This window comes from Actinokineospora inagensis DSM 44258 (genome assembly GCF_000482865.1).
GTDB classification, from domain to species: domain Bacteria; phylum Actinomycetota; class Actinomycetes; order Mycobacteriales; family Pseudonocardiaceae; genus Actinokineospora; species Actinokineospora inagensis.
The window spans coordinates 163,639-182,652 of sequence record NZ_KI519517.1; the positions used below are offsets into that span (position 1 = coordinate 163,639).

At 71.4% G+C, this 19,014-nt stretch carries 12 protein-coding genes; 4 read left to right on the plus strand and 8 right to left on the minus strand.

Annotated elements, in window-relative coordinates:
* Nucleotides 1-195 precede the first annotated feature (195 nt).
* From H504_RS39105 to H504_RS0128760, 4 genes are all read right to left on the minus strand, one after another.
* Nucleotides 196-1,464 (minus strand): hypothetical protein, encoded by a 1,269-nt coding sequence (locus tag H504_RS39105; RefSeq protein WP_051386356.1) that lies wholly within the window; start codon nt 1,462-1,464, stop codon nt 196-198.
* Nucleotides 1,461-1,793 carry a hypothetical protein gene (locus H504_RS0128750; protein WP_026425612.1) on the minus strand — a complete coding sequence of 111 codons (333 nt, stop codon included), beginning with the start codon at nt 1,791-1,793 and terminating at the stop codon, nt 1,461-1,463. Before H504_RS0128750 ends, H504_RS39105 begins: the two co-directional genes overlap by 4 nt.
* Before the next feature lie 2 nt (nt 1,794-1,795).
* A complete protein-coding gene (locus tag H504_RS0128755; RefSeq protein ID WP_051386357.1) occupies nt 1,796-2,281 on the minus strand; it encodes a YbaB/EbfC family nucleoid-associated protein in 486 nt (161 codons plus the stop codon).
* Between the two features lie 165 nt (nt 2,282-2,446).
* Nucleotides 2,447-5,962, minus strand: coding sequence for a M28 family peptidase (locus H504_RS0128760; RefSeq protein WP_026425614.1), 3,516 nt, complete (start codon nt 5,960-5,962; stop codon nt 2,447-2,449).
* A gap of 73 nt (nt 5,963-6,035) precedes the next feature.
* Between H504_RS0128760 and H504_RS41695 the strand changes: the two genes are divergently transcribed.
* The 3 genes from H504_RS41695 (at nt 6,036) to H504_RS0128770 (ending at nt 7,973) form a co-directional block, all read left to right on the plus strand.
* The gene (locus H504_RS41695) at nt 6,036-6,374 is read left to right on the plus strand and encodes a hypothetical protein (protein WP_157440694.1); all 339 of its coding nucleotides are present in this window, start codon (nt 6,036-6,038) and stop codon (nt 6,372-6,374) included.
* Between the two features lie 138 nt (nt 6,375-6,512).
* Entirely contained in the window at nt 6,513-7,187 is a 675-nt protein-coding gene (locus H504_RS0128765; RefSeq protein ID WP_026425615.1) for a papain-like cysteine protease family protein, read from the plus strand.
* 9 nt (nt 7,188-7,196) lie between these two features.
* Nucleotides 7,197-7,973: a hypothetical protein gene (locus H504_RS0128770; RefSeq protein WP_026425616.1), complete on the plus strand. Its 777-nt coding sequence runs from the start codon at nt 7,197-7,199 to the stop codon at nt 7,971-7,973.
* A gap of 22 nt (nt 7,974-7,995) precedes the next feature.
* Here the strand turns inward: H504_RS0128770 and H504_RS0128775 are convergent, their stop codons facing one another.
* From H504_RS0128775 to H504_RS37525, 4 genes are all read right to left on the minus strand, one after another.
* Nucleotides 7,996-8,727 (minus strand): LysR family transcriptional regulator substrate-binding protein, encoded by a 732-nt coding sequence (locus tag H504_RS0128775; RefSeq protein WP_026425617.1) that lies wholly within the window; start codon nt 8,725-8,727, stop codon nt 7,996-7,998.
* A 348-nt stretch (nt 8,728-9,075) separates the two neighbouring features.
* A complete protein-coding gene (locus H504_RS37520; RefSeq protein WP_051386358.1) occupies nt 9,076-10,047 on the minus strand; it encodes a LysR family transcriptional regulator in 972 nt (323 codons plus the stop codon).
* 231 nt (nt 10,048-10,278) lie between these two features.
* Entirely contained in the window at nt 10,279-11,286 is a 1,008-nt protein-coding gene (locus H504_RS0128785; RefSeq protein WP_026425618.1) for an aldo/keto reductase, read from the minus strand.
* A gap of 3 nt (nt 11,287-11,289) precedes the next feature.
* A complete protein-coding gene (locus H504_RS37525) occupies nt 11,290-12,138 on the minus strand; it encodes an SDR family oxidoreductase (RefSeq protein ID WP_051386359.1) in 849 nt (282 codons plus the stop codon).
* Nucleotides 12,139-12,424: 286 nt separating this feature from the next.
* On the opposite strand from H504_RS37525, the gene H504_RS0128795 reads away from it, so the two are divergent.
* On the plus strand, nt 12,425-19,009 hold the full coding sequence (locus H504_RS0128795) for a type I polyketide synthase (RefSeq protein ID WP_026425619.1): 6,585 nt from the start codon (nt 12,425-12,427) through the stop codon (nt 19,007-19,009).
* Nucleotides 19,010-19,014: the final 5 nt, after the last annotated feature.

A 19,014-nucleotide genomic window follows, 5' to 3' on the forward strand; every position in this document is an offset into this window, starting at 1 on the left:
ACCGGCAGCCGCAACAGCCACGAGAACGGCACCACGTCGACGGCGATCTGATGTCTCCTTGCGCGAGGCGATGACCTCGGGCGTTACCGGCTTGGTTAACACCAGCCGTTGCCGGACAACCAGTGCGCAGCGGGCGATGATCGCCACGCCCACGGGCCGCCGCCGTGGCTTCGCGCTCGATGGTGACTGCGCCCCTCAGAGCGTTCCGTGGGTGCGCCAGGGTCCGTCGGAGCCGGGCTCGGCGGCGGTGCGGCGTTGCTCGGCCCAGTGGTCTTGCCACTGCTTGACTCGCTCCTCATGGCCGGGCTCGGCGTCTTCGTCCCGGTGGGCCTGGTCGCTGGTCGCCTGGACGAACAGGTCGCCCGCGATCGCGGGTGCCTTGGGGGCCGAGGTGGTGAAGGTGTGGCCACCGAGCTTCACCTCCACCTCCCGCTCCATGTGGTCCTGGATCTTCTCCAGGGTGGGGTTGGTTGACCCGAACTTGTCCTGGTAGGCCTCCTTCTTGCCCTTGCCCAGGTCGTCGCCGAGTTCTTTCCGGTAGCTCTTGAGCCGGTCGCCCTGGTCGCCCAGCTTCGCCAGCTTGTCCGCCCGGTTGGCGCCGTTGGCGGCCTCTTTGACCGCCTTGGCCGACTTGCCCGTCTGGAGGGCGAGCGTCTTGTGGTAGGCGCGCGTCGCCTCCTTGAGCTTCTTGCTGCTGCCGATCATCGCCCCGCGGGACTGCTTGGCGTCCTTGGCCACCTTCTCCAACTTGGTGACCACTTTGGACACCTTCGCGGCGTTCTCGCCCGCCAGGGTCGCCCCCTCGGCGACCTCGTCGGCGATGAACGCGGCCTCGGAGCCGCCGAAGGTCACCGGGGCCAGTGCGCTCGCGGCGGCGAACTTGATGATCGCGTCCGAGCAGAACTGGGTGATCGCGTCCCGGATGGCGCCGCGCACCACACCGGCGACGTCGGCGGCGGCGGTCATGGCCGTGGCGGCGGACTTGGCGTGGTCGGCGCCGCCCGCGACGACCTTGGCGAAATTGTCGACCGAGGCCCGGTAGGCGGCGACCGCCGTGCCCTGGCAGCCGTCGAGCGCGGCCAAGGCGCCGCTGTACTTCTCGGCGGTCTGCTGGAGTTGTTCGGCGATGTCCGACCAGGTGTTGGCCATGGCGTTGACCGCGTCCGGATCGCCCGCCAGCAGGTCCAGACCTTCCTTGAGGAAGCTGATGTGCTCGATCAGCCAGCCCAGGACGCCGGAGAGCACGCTGCCCAGCGGGTCCATGGCGTAGCCGAGCAGGTCCATGCCGACGCCGAGCACGTCACCGGACAGGGCGCCCCAGTCGCCGGTGAAGCCGTCGTAGATCAGGTTGGCCGAGCTGCCGAACAGGCCGGACGCGTCCCACGCCTGCGTCGGGCTGGCCGTGTTCGACAGGAAACCGCTGGAGTCCTCGATGCCGCTGGCCGGGCTCTCCGGGGCGGTCATTCGGCACCGCCGCCGAGCTTGTCCGCCAGCGCCTGGAAGCCCTTGGCGGCCTGGGTGTCGGTGTCGGAGTACGCCTGCCGCATGTCCGCGAACCGGTTGGCCACGTCCTCACCGGCTGACTTGGCGGCGGCCACGTGGGCCTCGGCGCTGTCGGTCCAGGCCATGAGCACCTCGGCGAGGAACTGCCCCACGATGCCGAACGCCCGCACGTTGCCGACGTAGTCACTGGCCGCGGCCGAGGCTTCCGGGAGGGAGTCCATCAGGGCGCGGAGTTCGCGTTCGTGGGTTTCCAGGACCTTGAGGTCGATCTCGAATCCGCCGTCGGGCACGGCTAGTTCCCCTTTCGGAGCTGGTCCTGGTGGTCGAAGTCCTGCTCGTCGTCCTCGCGGGGGGACGATGGCCGGGGGCGCCGCTCCGGTTGCGGCGGCGGGACGTTCGACGTCGGGGGAGTGGGTGCCGGTTCCGGGGGGATCTCGACCTCCGGAATCTGGTCCCGGACGAAACGCATGGCGGCGGAGTTGGCTCCGACGAGCGGTTCCATGACGGCGGCGATTTGTCCGGTCGCGGCGGCCTGGGCGCGTTTCGCGGTGGCCAGGATGAGGGCGGCGAGCCGGTCGCGCGGCATTTCGTCGGCTTTCGCGCTGAATGTCAAGTTCTGCAGGGCGCCCGCGGCATTGACGGTCGTGGTGACGGTTCCGTCGGAGCTGGTTGCGGTGCCGGACAGGGCCGCGATCCTGGCTTTCGTCTCCTCGGCGCGGGCCAGGAGTTGGGCCGTGCGGCGCTCGTAGTCGCCGATCAGTTGCTGCGGGTTCGTCAACGCTCGTCTCCCTCGGGTGTGCCGCGGGACAAGGTAGCAATGCGCGAACCGGCGGGGATGGGAATCCGGGAAGGCAAAGGAATGCCCAAGAAATGGTGATGCGGGGTGGGGCGTGTGCCCCACCCCGCATCAACGGTGCCGGATGTTCAGTTGTGGTCTACCCGATCAACTGGTCTGCAGGGCGACGTCGTCGATCAGGAAGCTGGTCTGCAGGCTCTGGTCCTCGATGCCGGTGAACTTGATGCTCACCGACTGGCCCGCGAACTGGCCGACGTTGATCGTCCGCTGCTCGTACCCGCCATTGGCGTTGAGGTTCGAGTAGCCGGCGACGGTCTGACCGCCGACGGTGACGGTGAGCTTGTCGTAGGCGACAGCCTCGTTCTCGTCGGTGGTGACGTGCAGCCAGTAGGTCAGCGTGGAGTTGGAGCAGCCCGCCGGGATGGTGACGGTCTGCGCCGCGCTGTCGGTCCGGGTGCTGCCCCAGCCGTTCAGCCACGCCTTGTAGTTGCCGCTGCGCGGGGCCTCCTGCGCCGACGCGTCGATCACGCCGGAGGTGGTGGTCCACGGCGAGGTGCCGCTCTCGAAGCCGCCGTTGACGATCACGTTGGAACCGGAGCAGTTGCCCGGGTTCGTGTTGCCCACGGTGAGGCTGTAGGTGGCCGAGCGGGTCGCCGAGCCGACACCGGAGATCGTGATCGAGTAGTTGCCCGAGGCCACCGACGAGCCGACGTTGATGGTCGCGGTGGACGAGGAACCGGTCTGCACCGAGGACGGCGCGAACGACACGGTGACGCCCGAGGGGGCGCCGGTGGCCGACAGGGTCACGTTCTGCGCCGAGCCAGAGGTGGTCTGGGTCGACACGGTGGTCGTGGCCGAGGCGCCCGGCTGGACCGAACCCGAGGTCGGGTTCAGCGACACCGAGAAGTCGTTCGTCGGCGGCGGGGTGGAGCTGACCGCCAGCTTCCAGATCGTGTACGCCACACCGTCAGCGCTGCGGTCGAGCGCCGTCGCGTTGATGTTGCTGGTCGTGTCGCACGAGCTGTGGTAGCAGGAGTCGTACGCCGCGTTCGCGGTGCCGCCCCACTTCGTCGCCTGCGCCGAGGTCTTGCGCGCCGACGCGCCGGTGGCGTAGCCCGAGGACGCGATGCCCGCGTTCTGGAACGAGTAGTCGTCGGACCGGCCCGCGCCCTCGGTGTTCTCCTCCGGCGCCAGGTTCAGCGAGGTCCAGTACTCCTTCAGCGGCGCGGCCACGGTGGTGTTGATGTTGTTGATGAAGTAGCCACCGTTCTTCGACGCGACCATGTCGAAGTTGTAGTAACCCTTGATGGCCGTGCGCTGCGCCGAGGTCAACTGGTTGACGTAGTGCTTGGAGCCGTTGAGGCCCTGCTCCTCGTCGGTCCACCAGGCGAACCGGATGTGCTTGGCCATGCTCGGGTTCTTCGCGGCCAACTGGAGGGCGACCTCCAGCAGGGTGGCCGAACCGGAGCCGTTGTCGTTGATGCCCGGACCGGCGGAGACGCTGTCCAGGTGCGCGCCGAACATGTAGGTCGAGGTGGCGTCGCCACCCGGCCAGTCGGCGACCAGGTTGTTCGACACGTAGGTGCAGGTGGTGCAGCTCTGCTCGGCCACGGTGTACCCGGCGGCCTGCAGCTTGCCCTTCACATACGCGACGGAGGCGGTGTAGCCCGCGCTACCGGCGCGGCGGTTGCCGCCGTTCTGCGACGCGATGGTGTTGAGCTGGGTCAGGTGCGCCTGGACCGCGGCCGGGTCGATGTTCGGCGCGCCCGGGTCCGGGTCGCCGCCGCCACCGGTGACGGTCAGGTTGTAGGTCGCGGTGTGGCTGGTCGCCCCGGCACCAGTCACGGTGATGGTGTACGAGCCGTTGGCCACGGTCGAGCCGACGGAGACGGTCGCGGTGGACGAGGCACCGGACTGCACCGACGACGGGTTGAACGACACGGTCACGCCCGCGGGCTGGCCGGTCGCCGACAGCGTCACGTTCTGCGCCGAACCCGAGGTGGTCTGGGTGCTGACGGTGAACGAGCCGGAGCTGCCCTTGGCGATCGAGCCCGACGCCGGGTTGAGCGAGAGCGAGAACTCGTTGCCGCCCTGCGGGGTGCAGGACGTCGGCTCACCGGACTGCGCGGGCAGCGTGATGGCGTCCCACGCGGCCTTGGTGCGGTTGTAGAAGTTGCACGTCGGGTCGAGGTTCTTCGCTGCGGTCAGGGTGGCGATCCGGTACTTCTTGTAGGTCATGCCGCTGGTCTTGAGCAGCATGCCGCCGTAGAAGACCCGGCCCGCGTCCTTGATGCCGATGCCGGTGACCGAGGACGGCCCGCCGGAGCAGATCGGGCTGGTCGGCTTGCCGCCGCCGGGGTTGTTGCCCTCGGCGAGCAGGTAGAACCAGTGGTTGAGCGGGCCCGCCGCCGCGTGCACCTCGGTGTTGGGGATGGAGGCGCTGTAGCAGTTCGGGTTGTTGCCGACCTGCGAGGGGTTGTACATGTTCCGGATCGGACCGGAGCCCTGCAGGTTGATCGTCTCGCCGACCAGGTAGTCCGGGGTGTCCTTGGGGTTGTTGGCGTACGCCTCGGTCAACGCGCCGAAGATGTCACCGGTGCCCTCACCCAGGCCGGACTCCGAGGAGGTGCCGCCCGGGGTGTTCTGGTCCAGGCCGTGGCCGTACTCGTGGCCCACGACGTCCATTGAGGCGATCCACTTGTTGGCCGAGTTGTGGCCGATGGTGATGGTCGAGCCGTCCCAGTAGGCGTTGAGCTCGTTCAAGCCCACCTTCGCGGGCCAGCTACGGCCGGAACCGTTGTGGCCGTTGCGGCCCAGCCAGTCACGCAGCATGTTCGACTCCTGCTGCGCGGCGTACATCAGCTCACCGCAGCCGGTTTCCTTGCTCGACTCCGAACCGGTTCCCCAACTGTCGGAGGACTTCGAGAACACCGTCCCGGTGCTGTAGTCGGAGCACTGCAGGCCCGGTCGGTTCGGGTCGACGAGGCGGTAGCTGCCGCCGGAGTTCGTGGTGTCGATGGAGACGTTGCCGTTCCACTCACCGTTGACGGTGCCGTGCGCGGCGTCCTCGACCTTGTCCAGCACGGCGCCGGTGGTGGCGTCGACCCAGACGTTGAGGTGGCTCGGGCCGCCCTCCTTGCTCGTGCCGACCAGCACGTGCTCCCAGGCCAGCTTGGGGGAGTCGTCGACGACCTTGACGACCAGCCTGCTGGACTCGACCTTGCCGGTGCTCGCCTGCAGGCCCCGGGAGGTCTGCTCGGCGGCTGCCTTGGTGACCCGGGCGGTGGTGGACGGGACGGCCACCTTCGACGCCTTGGTCGCGGCCATGATCGCCTGGACCCGGCCCTGGCCGTCGGCGAGCACCGTCGCGTCGCCGCCGACCACGGGCAGGCCGCGGTAGCTGCGCTGGTAGCTGATCGAGTAGAGGTCGTTGAAGTACGGGGTGACCAGGTCCCGCGAGTAGGCCTCGTCCGGGCCCTTGGCCAGCGCGTCCGCGCCGCTGGCGGCGGCCCGGTCGGCGGCGGACACGGCCAGCGCCTGGCGGTCCTGCACCTGCGCTGCCTTGTTGTCCTGACTGGCGAACACCGGACTGACGGTCACCGCGACCGCGCCGCCGGCCAACACGGCCAGGGCTAGCCCGGCCGTGAGCGTTCTGCGCTTCATCGAATGCTCCTTGTGTGCAGGGTTGCGCACGGCACGACCGGCTCCCGCCTCGTGGGCTGGAACAGGTTCGACGGTGGAGCCGGACGGCACCGAGCGCAGCGAAGCATCCGGATTTGGTCAAGAGATCGTCAAGACCTCGTTCGCCGAACGGACTGTATTGTCAACTTCCGGCAAATCACTCGAAGTGCGGCAAACACGACAACCAGCGACAATGATCCGCGGTCAACTGGCAATTGGTAATTCGCGCTCGGTCCGCGAAAGCCGGTTCGCACCGTTCCCGATCACCGGATTTCCCCGTTCACAGCCGGTGCGGGCGCGAGGAATGTTCCCGGCGAACGCGCCGGTGGAACTCTCGTCGCCCGAACGACCGCCCTGCTGCCGGGCTCGTTCCGCGCGCGACCGGCGCGGGTGAACGATCACAGCGGGTCGCCTGGTAACGGCGTCCCGTTGTTGGTGGTGGAAGCGGCGCGCGACGGTAGACGGGCGGGCCGAGCCCCGTCCCGTTCGGGTTCGGCGCGCACCAGGTTCCTTCCCTGCAAGGAGAACTCTCGTGGATCGGACAACCCTCCGGCGGAGCCTCCCCGGCGTCGTCGCCGTGGCCGCGGCCGTCGCGACCGCGTTCGCCGCGCCCACCGCGGCGTCGGCGAGCACGGTCGACCAGGCCCAGCCGCACGGCCTCATCAAGACCGCGGACCACTACCAGGTGCAGGAGATCGCACCCGTGAGTGCCCCGCTCAACGCCACCGCGCTGGCGTCGAAGAAGCTGACCTACACCCAGCAGGTGCAGCAGCAGAACGAGTGGTGCTGGGCCGCGGACGGCTCCAGCATCGAGCAGTCGCTCGGCGGCACCGCGAGCCAGACGCAGTTCTGCGCCGCGGGCAAGGGCACCGGCGGTAGCTGCTACAACCAGGCCGCGCAGATCTCCGAGATCGTCCGCGGTTTCCAGGGCACCGGGTTCAGCGCCCAGAACGCCAACGGCGTGATCAGCTTCGCGTCGATCACCAACCAGATCAACGCGGGCATCCCCAACCTCACCGGCATCTACTGGACCTCCGGTGGCGGGCACGCCGAGGTGATCTACGGCTACGACTCGACCAACCAGACCCTGATGATCGGCGACCCCTGGCCGTCGTACCAGCGCTACCAGACCTGGGCGTACAACCAGTACCGCAGCAACGGCCAGTTCCGCTGGAACGACACCGTCGTGAACATCAAGAAGCGCTAGGAGTCGCTCGTGGCCTGCCGGAAGTCTTCCGTGTTCGGCGCGCTGGCCGCCGCCTGCGCGCTGCTGTTGACCGGTGGCACCGCCTCGGCGAGCGTCGCGGTGCCACCACCAACCCCCGCGGACTTCGCCGCCGCCATGACCGCCGCCAAGAGCGACTCGGCGCTCAGCTACGCGAAGACCAACTTCCGGCAGGCCCACGGCACCGACCCGGCCACCGTCACGGTCGCCGACCGCGGTGTCCCGGTCTACGTGCTCAACCCCGCGTTCGTCGCGGGCACCCAGGGCGCGCCGGCTGGCGTGCTGCAGTACATCGCCGTCACCGCCACCGCCAACACCGGCGAGACCGCCACCCTGCGCGCCGCCCCCGAGAGCCCCGGCACCTGGGCCGTTGGCAGTGTCTTCTCCGGCAACGACGAGGAGACCCTCAGCGCGAGACTGCGCCCCGACGCCGTCCTGCTGAGCGAGCCGCAGATCAACGGCTGGTACGAGCTGTCCTCGACCGGGGTGACGCTGCTGCAGGCGAGCCTCCCGCAGTCGCCGGTGAACCAGTTCCTGTCGCTGGCCGAATACCAGAAGCAGGTCAAGTCCCGCTACGGCGACAAGATGCCCGGCTCCACCTACGAGAAGGAACACGGCATCGGCTTCGCCCGCGGCGACGCGCCCCCGCCCGCCGCACCAGGTCTGTCCACAGTGGCCATCGTGTTCATCGTCATCGGCGGGGTCGTGGTGCTCGCCGTGGCGGGGGTGTTGGTGCTCCGCCGCCGCAGGCGGCCGGAGACTCCTTAGTGGACAGTTCGTCGGTGGGCGGTCACGGTCTGCGGCGTTTGCTTCCGCCGCGCTGAGCGGTCCGAGCCCGATTCGCAGCCCTCCGTCCGCCGGGCTCGGACCGCTTCGGCGGCTGCTGCCGTGATTCCCGCTGGGGTTGCTGCTGGGACTCTTGGGACCCCCGACTGCTGTTGACCGTCCGCCCCCGCACGATGCCGATGAACAACTCGATGTCGTCGTCCGCGCGGTCCTCCAGCCAGCACAGCGCCACCGGGGACTCCGGCACGCCGGTGATCGGTCGGTAGGTGAGGTCCCGCCGGTGGTACAACCGCGCCAGCGACTGCGGCACGACCACCACCCCCACCCCGGCCGCCACCAGTTCCAGCGCGTCCGGCGTCGTGGCGGGCCGCTCGATCGCGGGCTTCCCCGGTGGGGCCGCCCAGTCCAGCGCGTCGTCGAGCGGGTGGAACACGACGTCGTCGGCGATGTCGTCGGCTGTCACCTCGTCGGCCGCCGCGATCACGTGGTCCTTCGGCACCACGACGACACTCGTCTCGGTGTACAGCGGAATCGCGTGCAAACCCTCCCGGTCCACCGGCAACCGCACCAACGCCGCGTCAACCGCCCCATCCCGCACGGCCCGCTCCGCCCCCGCCGCGGCGACGGCCACCAGGTCGAGCGGCTTGGTGGACCGCTCGGCCCAGATCCGCGCCCACTTGGCGGGTGTGGCCCCCGGTACGTAGCCGAGGCGGAAGGGCTGGTCGGGGCCGGTCACCAGCGCAGATTACCGGGTGTACGCGGTCACCGAACGGGCGACCAGCCACCCGCGGGGACGGTGGCCTGCCCGCGCGGGGGCCGGACGGTCGTGGTTGCGCCGGAAGGCTTATCCCAGGCCGGTATAACGCGCACCGAACGTGATAACCGGATGGGATTGGTCTTGGATGTCCGACTGGGACACGATGGTGTGGCCGGGAACGCACGGGAAAGCGCCCGGTGGTCGCGCCCGGACTCGCGCAGGGGTCAGGTGGTCGCACAGCGCCGAGGTCCCACAACCCCGTGCGGTACGGGGCTGTGGGACGGAGGCTGAGCCGGACTGCTCAGGGCGGAAGAAGCCGTTCGCCGTTCAGAAGGTGGGGGTCAGGTGTCTGCCCTCGTTGGCCCACCAGCGCCGGAAGTAGTCGTTGCGGGCGCCGTGGCGGTGGTAGAGCGCGACCAGTTCGGCGCAGACCTCCTCGATGTGCGCGCCGATCAGGGTGTCCGGGCGGTAGACCACGCGCAGGCACTGGCGCAGCGGGCTGCCGACCAGGCCGCGCAGCCGCACCCGGTCCGGGATGTCCTGGCCGGTGACCAGGGCGGGCGCGACGGCGGCCCGGGTGGCGACGAGCTCCTGCGCGGTGGGGGTGAACAGGACCTCGTGCTGCTGGTCCATCGACACCCCGTGCCGGTGGCAGACCTGGCGCAGGTAGATGGGCCACTGGCTGTGCCCGGGTGGCTCGTCCACCCAGGGGAAGTCGGCGACCGACTCCAGCCGCACCGCGTGGTCGCTCCCGAGCGGGTGGTCCGGGGCGACCATGACCAGGACCGGCTCGTTGGGCACGATGACCTCGCTGTGCACGCCGTCGGTCAGCCGCGGCCCGAAACCGGGCCACTCGTAGACCATGGCCAGGTCGAGCGAGCCGTTGGCGACCATGTCGACGCTGGCCTGCGGGTCGGTCTCCTCGGTGAGCCGGACCCCGGGCACCCACTCCAGGCCCGCGAGCCAGCGGCTCAGCCCCAGGTGCAGGAACCCGCTGAACCCGCCGAGCCGCACCGGGGGCGCGGTGGCGAGTTGGGCCTGCGACTCGGCGCGCCGCCGGATGCCTTGCAGACCGCGCAACACCGCGCGGGCCTCGGCGAGCACGTTGTGGCCGAACGGGGTGGGGCTCGAACCCCGTTCGGCCCGGAAGAACAGTTGTCCGCCCAGGGTGTTCTCGATGCGCTGGAGCTGGCCGGTGAGTCCGGGCTGGGACAGCCCGAGCACCTTGGAGGCGCGGTTCAGACTGCCGGACTCGGCGATGGCCACGATCACGCGCAGGTGGCGGATCTCGACCTCCATGTTGTTGTCTCCGTCCGCGGGGCCGGGGGCGCCTCGCCCGTTTTCACAGTTGTCGCGACACGCCCGATTGGGAACGGGGGATTGTCCCGGGACACCGCCACTGGCGATTCACCCGAGTGGCGGGGGACGATTCTCCGTTCACATCAAGAAATAGCGGCAGGCCGGACCGCCGGACCATTGTAGGGCCGGCTGCACCGCGGCGGGTCTATCCCAGGTTTACATAGCGCGTCGCTATAACGCGGCGGAGTCGACGGCCCGGTATTGCGGCGGGGCAAATGTGAGCCTTGGGTCGGTTTGCACGAAACTTCCCATGAGCTGGTCGATCTGCGCGAGCACGTCGAGGTCGAGCGTGACCCCGGCGGCGCCCGCGTTCTCGCGCACCTGTTCCGGCCGCGACGCGCCCGCGATCACGGTGCCGACCAACGGGTTCTGCAGCACCCAGGCCAGCGCCAACTGCGCCATGGTGAGTCCGCAGTGCCTGGCGACCCCGTCGAGCGGTTCGACCCGGGTGAGCAGTTCCTGGTGCAGTACCGGCCACACCAGCGCGCGGGCCAGTTCTCCGCCCGCGGCGCGGGAGTCCGGCGGGAACACCCCGCCGATGTACCGGCCCGCCAGCACGCCTTGACCGAGCGCGACCGCGGCGAGTTGTCCGATTCCCAGCCGTTCACACGCCGGGATCACCTGCGATTCCGGTACCCGCCAGAGCATCGAGTACTGCGGTTGGTTGCCGACCAGCGGGACCCGGTGCTTCTCGGCGAGCCCGGCCGCCTGCTGGATCTGCTCCGCGGTCCACTCCGAGGTGGCCACGTAGTGCACCTTCCCCTGCCGCACCAGGTCCGAGAGCGCGACGAAGGTTTCCTCCAGCGGCGTCTGGTAGTCGTACCGCAGGAGGTGGTAGAGGTCGATGTGGTCGGTGCGCAGCCTGCGCAGCGATCCGTTCAACGACGCGAAGATGTTCTTGCGGCTGAGCCCGCCCTGGCTGGGGCCGTTCTCCTCCGGCCAGAACACACCGGTGCTGAGCACCACCTCGTCGCGCCGGGTGCCGACCAGGCCGCGGGCCAGCGACTCCTCGGCGGCGCCACGACCCCAGGCCGCGGCCGTGTTGAACAGCGTCACGCCTTCCTCGACGGCGGCGCGCACGCACGCCTCCGCCTGGTCACCGGACTCGTAGGTGAGCCAGTTGCCGAAGCCCACCTCGCTCACCACCAGCCCGCTGGCGCCCAGGTTGCGGTACCGCACGGCTCAGCCCCTCGCGCCCGGCTGCACGGTCTGGTGCATGTTCGCCTGCGCGCTGGCCGCCAGTGTCGGCAGGGTGGCCACCGTCTCGCGCACCCAGTCGTCCGGCGCGGCCGCTTTGCGCGCGTACGTGTCGCCCGCGCTCGGGTGCGGCAGAATGAGCAGCTTTTCCGCCCGCATGGCCGCGATCACCGATTCGGCCACTTCCTCCGGTTCGATCAGCGGTCCCATCGCGACCACCGCGGTCGCGGCCGGGTGTCCGGCGCGGACTCCGTCGACCAGGAACGGGGTGCGCACTCCCAACGGGCACAGGGCGCTGACCCGGATACCGCGGGAGCGGTAGGTGAAAGCGAGCCATTCGGCCAGCGCCACGGCGGCGTGCTTGGTCACCGAGTAGGGCGCGTCGCCGGGCAGGCTCAGCAATCCCGCGCTGGACGCGGTGATCACCAGGTAGCCGTCGCGGGCCTTGAGCATGGCCGGGAGCGCGGCCTGCGCGGCGTAGACGTGTTGCAGCACGTTGAGCTCGAACGAGCGCTGCCAGTGCGTGTCGTCGGCGTGCACGCCGGTGCCGAACGCCACGCCCGCGTTGGAACAGAACACGTCCAGGCCGCCGTACTCGCCCTTGGCCAGGGCGACCAGGCCGCGCAGGTCCGCCTTGGACGCCGCGTCCGCCTGCCGGGCGCAGGCCCGACCACCTGCCCGGTTGATTGACTCCGCGACCTCGGCGGCTGCCTCGCCGTCCAGGTCGGACACGACGATGCCGCGCGCGCCCGCGGCGGCGAACCGCCTGGCCATCGCGGCGCCCATTCCGTGTCCCGCGCCGGTGAGCACGGCGACGCGACCGGTCAGCTCCATGAGTTCTCCCTGCGTGCCAACGGTGAAGTGTTGCCAGAAATGTGAATGGCATCAGTGAATTCCTGCTGAGGCCGCCGACGCTAGCACGCACCGCGGTATCGAACCCGGTTTGCTGAAATCTCGCTCAAGGCGCACTCAAACCGATTATCCGAATGTAGCGAACCGGACGTTGCGCCGGGCATTGTCGCTGAGCCGCTGATGCGACGTTCACATTTGCCAGGAAATGGTGGCCGGAATTTTCTCGGGCACCGAACAAAGTGGTCGGAAGCGATGATGAGGAGGCGCGATGTCCCACGCGCAGGTCGGTGCCCGGTGGCGCGTGCTTGGCCTGGCCCCCTTCGACCTGCCGGACCCCCGGCTGGCCGCCGCGGTGAGCCGGGGTGGCGGACTGGGGGTGCTCGACCTCGGCGTGGACGCCGTCGCCCAGCTCACCCTGGTCGCCGGGCTGGCCGACCGGATCGGGGTCCGGGTGCGGGCGGGGTGCCCGCTCGGTCCGGCCGACCTGCCGGACCGGGTGGAGGTGGTGCTGCTCGGGCCGGACGCGCCGTGGTCGGTGCGGGAGGCGGCGGCGCACAAGCCGGTCCTGGTCGAGGTGACCGGGGCCGACCAGGCCACGGCGGCGCTCGCGGACGGGGCGCACGGGGTGGTCGCGGTCGGCACCGAGTCGGCGGGCCCGGTCGGTGACCTGAGCGCGTTCGTGCTGCTGCAGCGGTTGCTGCGCCTGGACGTGCCGGTGTGGGTGCGCGGCGGTATCGGCCCGCACACCGCGTTGGGCGCGGTGGCCGCGGGCGCCGCCGGGGTCGTGCTGGACAGCCAACTCGGCCTGTTCGGCGAGAGCGACCTGTCCCCGGAGCTGCGGCGGCGGTTGGCCGCCGCGGACGGCTCGGAGACCGAGGTGCGCGACGGTCGCCGGTACCTGCGCGGCACCGACCTGCCGCTCGGTGAGGACGCGCACCTGGCCGCCACCCTCGCCGGGCGCTACGACTCGGCCGAGGCGCTGGTCCGGGCGTTGACCCGGGACCTGGCCACCGCCGGGGTCGGCGTGGACCCCCGCGCGCAAGGTGCCCCGGTCCGCGCGACGCTGGGCGTCGAGCACGCGGTGTTCCAGGGCCCGATGACCCGGGTCAGCGACCTGCCGGGGTTCGCCGAGGCCGTGTCCGAGCAGGGCGCGATGCCGTTCATCGCGGTGGCCCTCGCCGGCGGCAAGCGCACCGAGGAGATGTTGCGCGCCACCGCCGAACTCCTCGGTGACCGGCCGTGGGGCGCGGGCATCCTCGGGTTCGTCAGCGAGGACCTGCGTGCCGCCCAGTTGGCCGCGATCCGCTCCGTGCGGCCGCGCAGCGTCCTCGTCGCGGGCGGTACTCCCGCCCAGGCCGCCGCCCTGGAGGCCGAGGGGATCACCGCGTACCTGCACGTCCCGTCGCCGACCCTGCTCGGCCAGTACCTGGACCAGGGCGCGCGCCGGTTCGTCTTCGAGGGCTCGGAGTGCGGCGGCCACATCGGCCCGCGGTCCAGCTTCTCGCTGTGGGAGGCGCAGTTGGGTGTGCTCGCCGCCCGCCGGGACGTGGCGGGCGTGGAGATCGTCTTCGCCGGTGGCGTGCACGACGACGTCTCGGCCGCCGCGGTCGCCGCGATGGCCGAGCCCGCCGCCCGCCGCGGTGTCGGCGTCGCGGTCCTGATGGGCACGGCGTACCTGTTCACCGAGGAGGCCGTGCGGCACGGCGCGATCACCGGCCGGTACCAGCGCGAGGTGGTGGCCGCCGACCGGACCGTCACCGTGCGCACCGCCCCCGGCCACGAGACCCGCTGCCTGCCCAGCCCGTTCGTCGACCACTTCGAGGCCGTCGCCGCCGACCTGACCGCGCGGAACGTGCCGTCGCGGGACCGCTGGCAGGAGTTGGAGGAGCTCAACGTCGGCCGGTTGCGCATCGCCAGCAAGGGCCTGCGCCGCGAGGGCGACCGGTTGGTCCCCGTCGACGAGGTCGGCCAGGTCGCCGAGGGCATGTACATGGTCGGCCAGGTCACCGTGCTGCGCGAGGACCTCACCGACATCGCCACCCTGCACCGCGCCGTCACCGACGACGCCGCCGCCTTGCTGCGGTCCAGACAGGCGCCGGAACCCGCGAAGGCCCGCGTCCAGGAACCGTGTGACGTCGCGATCGTCGGTATGGCCTGTGTGTTCCCCGGTTCCGACGACCTGGCCTCGTTCTGGTCCGGCGTGCTGCGCGGCCGCGACGAGGTGACCGAGGTGCCGCCGGACCGCTGGGACGCGGACACCTACTACCGCGACGGTGGCGGCGAACCCGGCACCACCCCGTCCAAATGGGGCGGTTTCCTCCCGGCCATCCCGTTCGACCCGATGTCCTTCGGCATCCCGCCCGCCTCGATGGGCGCCATCGATCCGGCGCAGTTGCTGTCGCTGGAGATCGCCCGCCGCGCGCTGGCCGACGCCGGTTACCTGGACCGGCCGTTCGACCGGGAGCGGGCGAGCGTGATCTTCGGCGCGGAGGCGGGCGGTGACCTGACCAACGCGACCGTGTTGCGCGCGCTGCTGCCGTCCTGGTTGGGCGAGTTGCCCGAGGAGTTCAACGACCTGCTGCCGCGGCTGACCGAGGACTCGTTCCCCGGCACGCTGACCAACGTCATCTCCGGCCGGATCGCCAACCGGCTGGACCTGGGTGGCGCGAACTACACCGTGGACGCGGCCTGCGGGTCGTCGCTGGCCGCGCTGGACCTGGCCTGCCGGGAACTGACCCACGGCGGCAGCGACCTGGTGCTGTGCGGCGCGGTCGACATGCACAACGGCATCAACGACTACCTGATGTTCACCTCCGCTGGCGCGCTCTCGCCCACCGGCCGGTGCAGGCCGTTCGACCGCGACGGCGACGGCATCGCCCTCGGTGAGGGGGTCGCGTGCGTGGTGCTCAAGCGCCTCGCCGACGCCGAACGCGACGGGGACCGGGTCTACGCCGTGGTCAAGGGCGTCGGCACCGCGAGCGACGGCCGTTCCCTCGGTCTCACCGCGCCCCGCCCCGAGGGCCAGCGGCGCGCGCTCGACCGGGCTTACGAGATCGCCGGGGTGTCGCCGACCACGGTCGGCCTGATCGAGGCACACGGCACCGGCACGGTCGTCGGCGACGGCACCGAGTTGACCACCCTGACCGGTTTCTTCTCCGACGCGGGCGCCGAACCGGCCTCCTGCGCGCTGGGTTCGGTCAAGAGCCAGATCGGGCACACCAAGTGCGCCGCCGGTCTCGCCGGGCTGATCAAGACCGCGCTGTCGCTGTGGTTCGGCGTCATCCCGCCCACGCTCAACCTGACCGAGCCGGTGGCGACCTGGGACCGGCGGACCAGCCCGTTCACCTTCAGCACCCGGCCGCGGCCGTGGCTGACGCCGCGGGACAAGCGGGTCGCCGGGGTGAGCGCGTTCGGGTTCGGCGGCACCAACTTCCACGCCGTGCTGACCACCGGGCCCGGCGCCCCGCTGGACCGGCACGCGCTGCGCGACTGGGACGCCGAGTTGTTCCTGCTGCACTCCACCGAGGCCGTCCAAGACCTGCTGGCCCTGACCATCGGCGAGGAGTTGCCGCTCGCCGAGTTGGCCGTGCGGGTCGCCGGGTGGCCGACCAAGGGACCGGTGGCGCACGCCGTCGTCGCCCGGGACCACACCGAGTTGGCGGGCGCGCTGCGGTCGGCGTTGGACGGCAGGCGGGACCGGGCGCTGTTCAGTGCCGAACCCCAAGCCGACCCCGGCAAGATCGCGTTCCTGTTCCCCGGCCAGGGCAGCCAGCGCACCGGGATGCTCGCCGACCTGTTCGTCGCCTTCCCGGACCTGCGCGCGCACCTGGACTCGCCCGCCGCCGCGCTCGCGTTCCCGCCCACCGCGTTCGACTCCGACGCCGAGGCCGAACAGGACGCCGCGCTGCGCGACACCCGCGCCGCGCAACCCGCGCTGGGCATCGCCGGGAGCGCCGTGGCGGACCTGCTCAACCGGGTCGGCGTGCGGCCGGACCTGTTGGGCGGGCACAGCTACGGCGAACTGGTCGCCCTCTCGGTCGCGGGCTCGTTCGACCGGGACACCCTGCTGCGGCTCAGCGTCCGCCGCGCCGAGGCGATCATGACCGCCGCCGCGGACGACCCGGGTGCGATGGCCGCCGTCCGCGCCCCCGCCGACACGGTCGCCCTGCTGCTCGACGAGTGGGACCTCGCCGACGACGTGGTCCTGGCCAACCACAACGCGCCCGAGCAGATCGTCCTGTCCGGACCGACCGCGCCGTTGACCGACGCCGTCGAGCGGTTGCGCGCGGAAGGCTTGTCCGCCAAGCAGATCCCGGTCGCGTGCGCGTTCCACAGCTCCGTGGTCGCCCCCGCCGCCGAGCTGTTCGCCACCGCGTTGGCCGCCGAGGACGTCCGCCCGCCCGCGCTCCCGGTGTACGCCAACCGGACCGCAGCCGCCTACGAGTCCACTTCGGACGTTCGGGCGGAGCTGGCCGAGCAGGTGGCCAACCCGGTTCGGTTCGTCGAGCAGGTGCGCGCCATGTACGACGCGGGCGCCCGCACCTTCGTCGAGGTCGGCCCCGGCTCGGTGCTCACCGGGCTGGTCGGCGCGATCCTCGGCGACACCCCGCACACCGCGATCGCCTGCGACCCCGGGGCCGCCGGGCTGCGCGGCTTCCTCACCGCCCTGGCCCGGCTCGCCGCCGCCGGGGTCGCCATCGACACCGACTGGCTGGTGCGCGGCCGCGCCAGGCAGTCGGCTCCCCCCGCGCCGTGGACGGTCGACGGCCAACTGGTCCGCCGCGCCGACGGCGGCATCCCGCGCGGGGCGCTGGTCCCCGCCCGACGAATCACGAGGTCCCCGATGTCATCGGACAGCCCGTCCACCGAGAACGGCTTCCACAGCGAGCGAGACGAACGCGACAGCGTTGTCGCCGCTTTCCTGCGCACCAACCGGGAAATGGTCACCGCCCAGCGCGATGTGCTATTGGGCTACCTCGGGCATTCCGCCGGAGCCGTGTTCGCCGCGCCCGCCGCCCCGGTGCTGGTGGCCGCCCCGGTCGCGCAGGCGCCGGTGGTGCAGGCGGTGCCGACCGAGTCCGTCGCCGCGCCGGTCGCCACGGCCGTCCCGACGCTCGTCGAGGAACCGGTGACCGCGCCTGAGCCCGCCGAGGAACCCGGTGGCCTGCGGCCGGAGGACGTGCTGGCCGCCGTGGTCGAGGTGATCAGCGCCCGCACCGGCTACCCACCGGAGATGATCGACGGCGACCTCGACCTTGAGGCCGACCTGTCCATCGACTCGATCAAGCGGACCGAGATCGCGGGCACGCTGATCGCCAAGCTCGGGGTCAGCGCCGAGGGCACCGTGCACGACGAGCTGCACCGCAGGCGCAGCGCGCAGGCCATGGCGTTCTGGCTGGAGGAGCGCCTCGGCATCGCCGAGGAGGCGGCGCCGGACACCGCCCGCGCCATCGTCGGCGTCCGGCCGCGCCGCTTCCTGCCCTGCTCGGTCCCCGCCGCCGCCGTGGGCGCCACCCCGGACCTCGCGGGCCGCAAGGTCCACTTGCGACACGACCAGGCCCGCGCCGAGCACGCCGCCGCCGTCGCGGCCATGGTCACCGGGCACGGCGCGACGACCGTCGAGAGCGGCAACGACACGCTCATCGTGCTCACCCCGCTCACCCCCGCCGACGAACCCGTTGCCCCGCAGGTGTTCTCCGCGCTGCGCGACGCCGTCGGCGCCGGGGTGAGCACCCTGCTGGTGGTGTCCCCGCACGACAACGGCCAGGCACCCCTGCACGCCGTGGGTCTGCGCGGCATGGTCCGCTCGGTGCACGTGGAGCACCCGACCCTGTCGGTCCGGCTCGTCGAGGTCGACTCCGGCACCGACCCGGCCACGCTGGCGGACGTGCTGGCGGTCGAGCTGGCCGACCGGAGCGACCTGTCGGTGGTCCGGCACACCGGCGCCGACCGGGTGTCCTTCGAGGTCGTCGACGCCGAACTGGCCGCGGCCGACCTCGGCTCGCTCGGCCTGGACCGCGACTCGGTCGTCCTGGTCCTCGGCGGCGCCCGCGGCATCACCGCCCGGTGCAGCGCCGCGCTGGCCGCCGCGGCCGGGTGCCACCTGGAACTGGCAGGCCGGACGCCATGGCCGCCGGAGTCGGCGCTGCCGCCGGAGCTGACCAACGCCGACGAGAACGCGCTGCGCGCCGCGCTGGCCGCCGAGGGCCGCCCGCTGCCCGAGGTGGAGCGCGCGGTCCGGCAGATCATCACCCAGCGCGAGGTGTCCTCGACCATCGCCCAGGTCCGCGCCGCGGGTGGGCAGGTCGACTACCGGCAGATCGACGTGCGCGACGCCACCGCCGTCCGCCAGCTCGTGAAGGACGTGCACGCCCGGCACGGCAGGCTCGACGGCGTCATCTACGCCTCCGGTGTCCTCGACGACCGGCTGATGCTGGAGAAGGGCGACGACTCCTTCCACCGGGTGTTCTCCACCAAGGTCGACGGCGCCCGCGCCCTGCTCGACGGGCTCGCCGAGGCCGGTGTGCGGCCCGGCTTCACCACCCTGTTCGGCAGCGTCTCGGCCGTGTTCGGCAACCGCGGCCAGGTCGACTACGCGGCGGGCAACGACGCCCTGGAGACCCTGGGCAACGCCTTCGGCGACCGCACCGGCTGCCGGGTGGTCACCATCCACTGGGGACCGTGGGCGCCGACCGGTGAGCACGGCGGCATGGTGTCCGAGGAGCTGGCCCGCGACCTGGACCGGCGCGGCATCGGCCTCATCGACCCGGACGCGGGCACCGAGTGCCTGCTGCGCGAGCTGGCGCACGGCGAGGCGGACACCCGCGCGGTCGTCTACACGGCGTGGGTGTGAGCCAG

Bases quoted from the DNA above. Each gene is read 5' to 3' on its own strand.
- H504_RS39105 (WP_051386356.1), bottom strand. From the start codon at position 1,464: ATGACCGCCCCGGAGAGCCCGGCCAGCGGCATCGAGGACTCCAGCGGT.
- H504_RS37520 (WP_051386358.1), bottom strand. From the start codon at position 10,047: ATGGAGGTCGAGATCCGCCACCTGCGCGTGATCGTGGCCATCGCCGAG.
- H504_RS0128795 (WP_026425619.1), top strand. From the start codon at position 12,425: ATGTCCCACGCGCAGGTCGGTGCCCGGTGGCGCGTGCTTGGCCTGGCC.
- H504_RS0128760 (WP_026425614.1), bottom strand. From the start codon at position 5,962: ATGAAGCGCAGAACGCTCACGGCCGGGCTAGCCCTGGCCGTGTTGGCC.
- H504_RS37525 (WP_051386359.1), bottom strand. From the start codon at position 12,138: ATGGAGCTGACCGGTCGCGTCGCCGTGCTCACCGGCGCGGGACACGGA.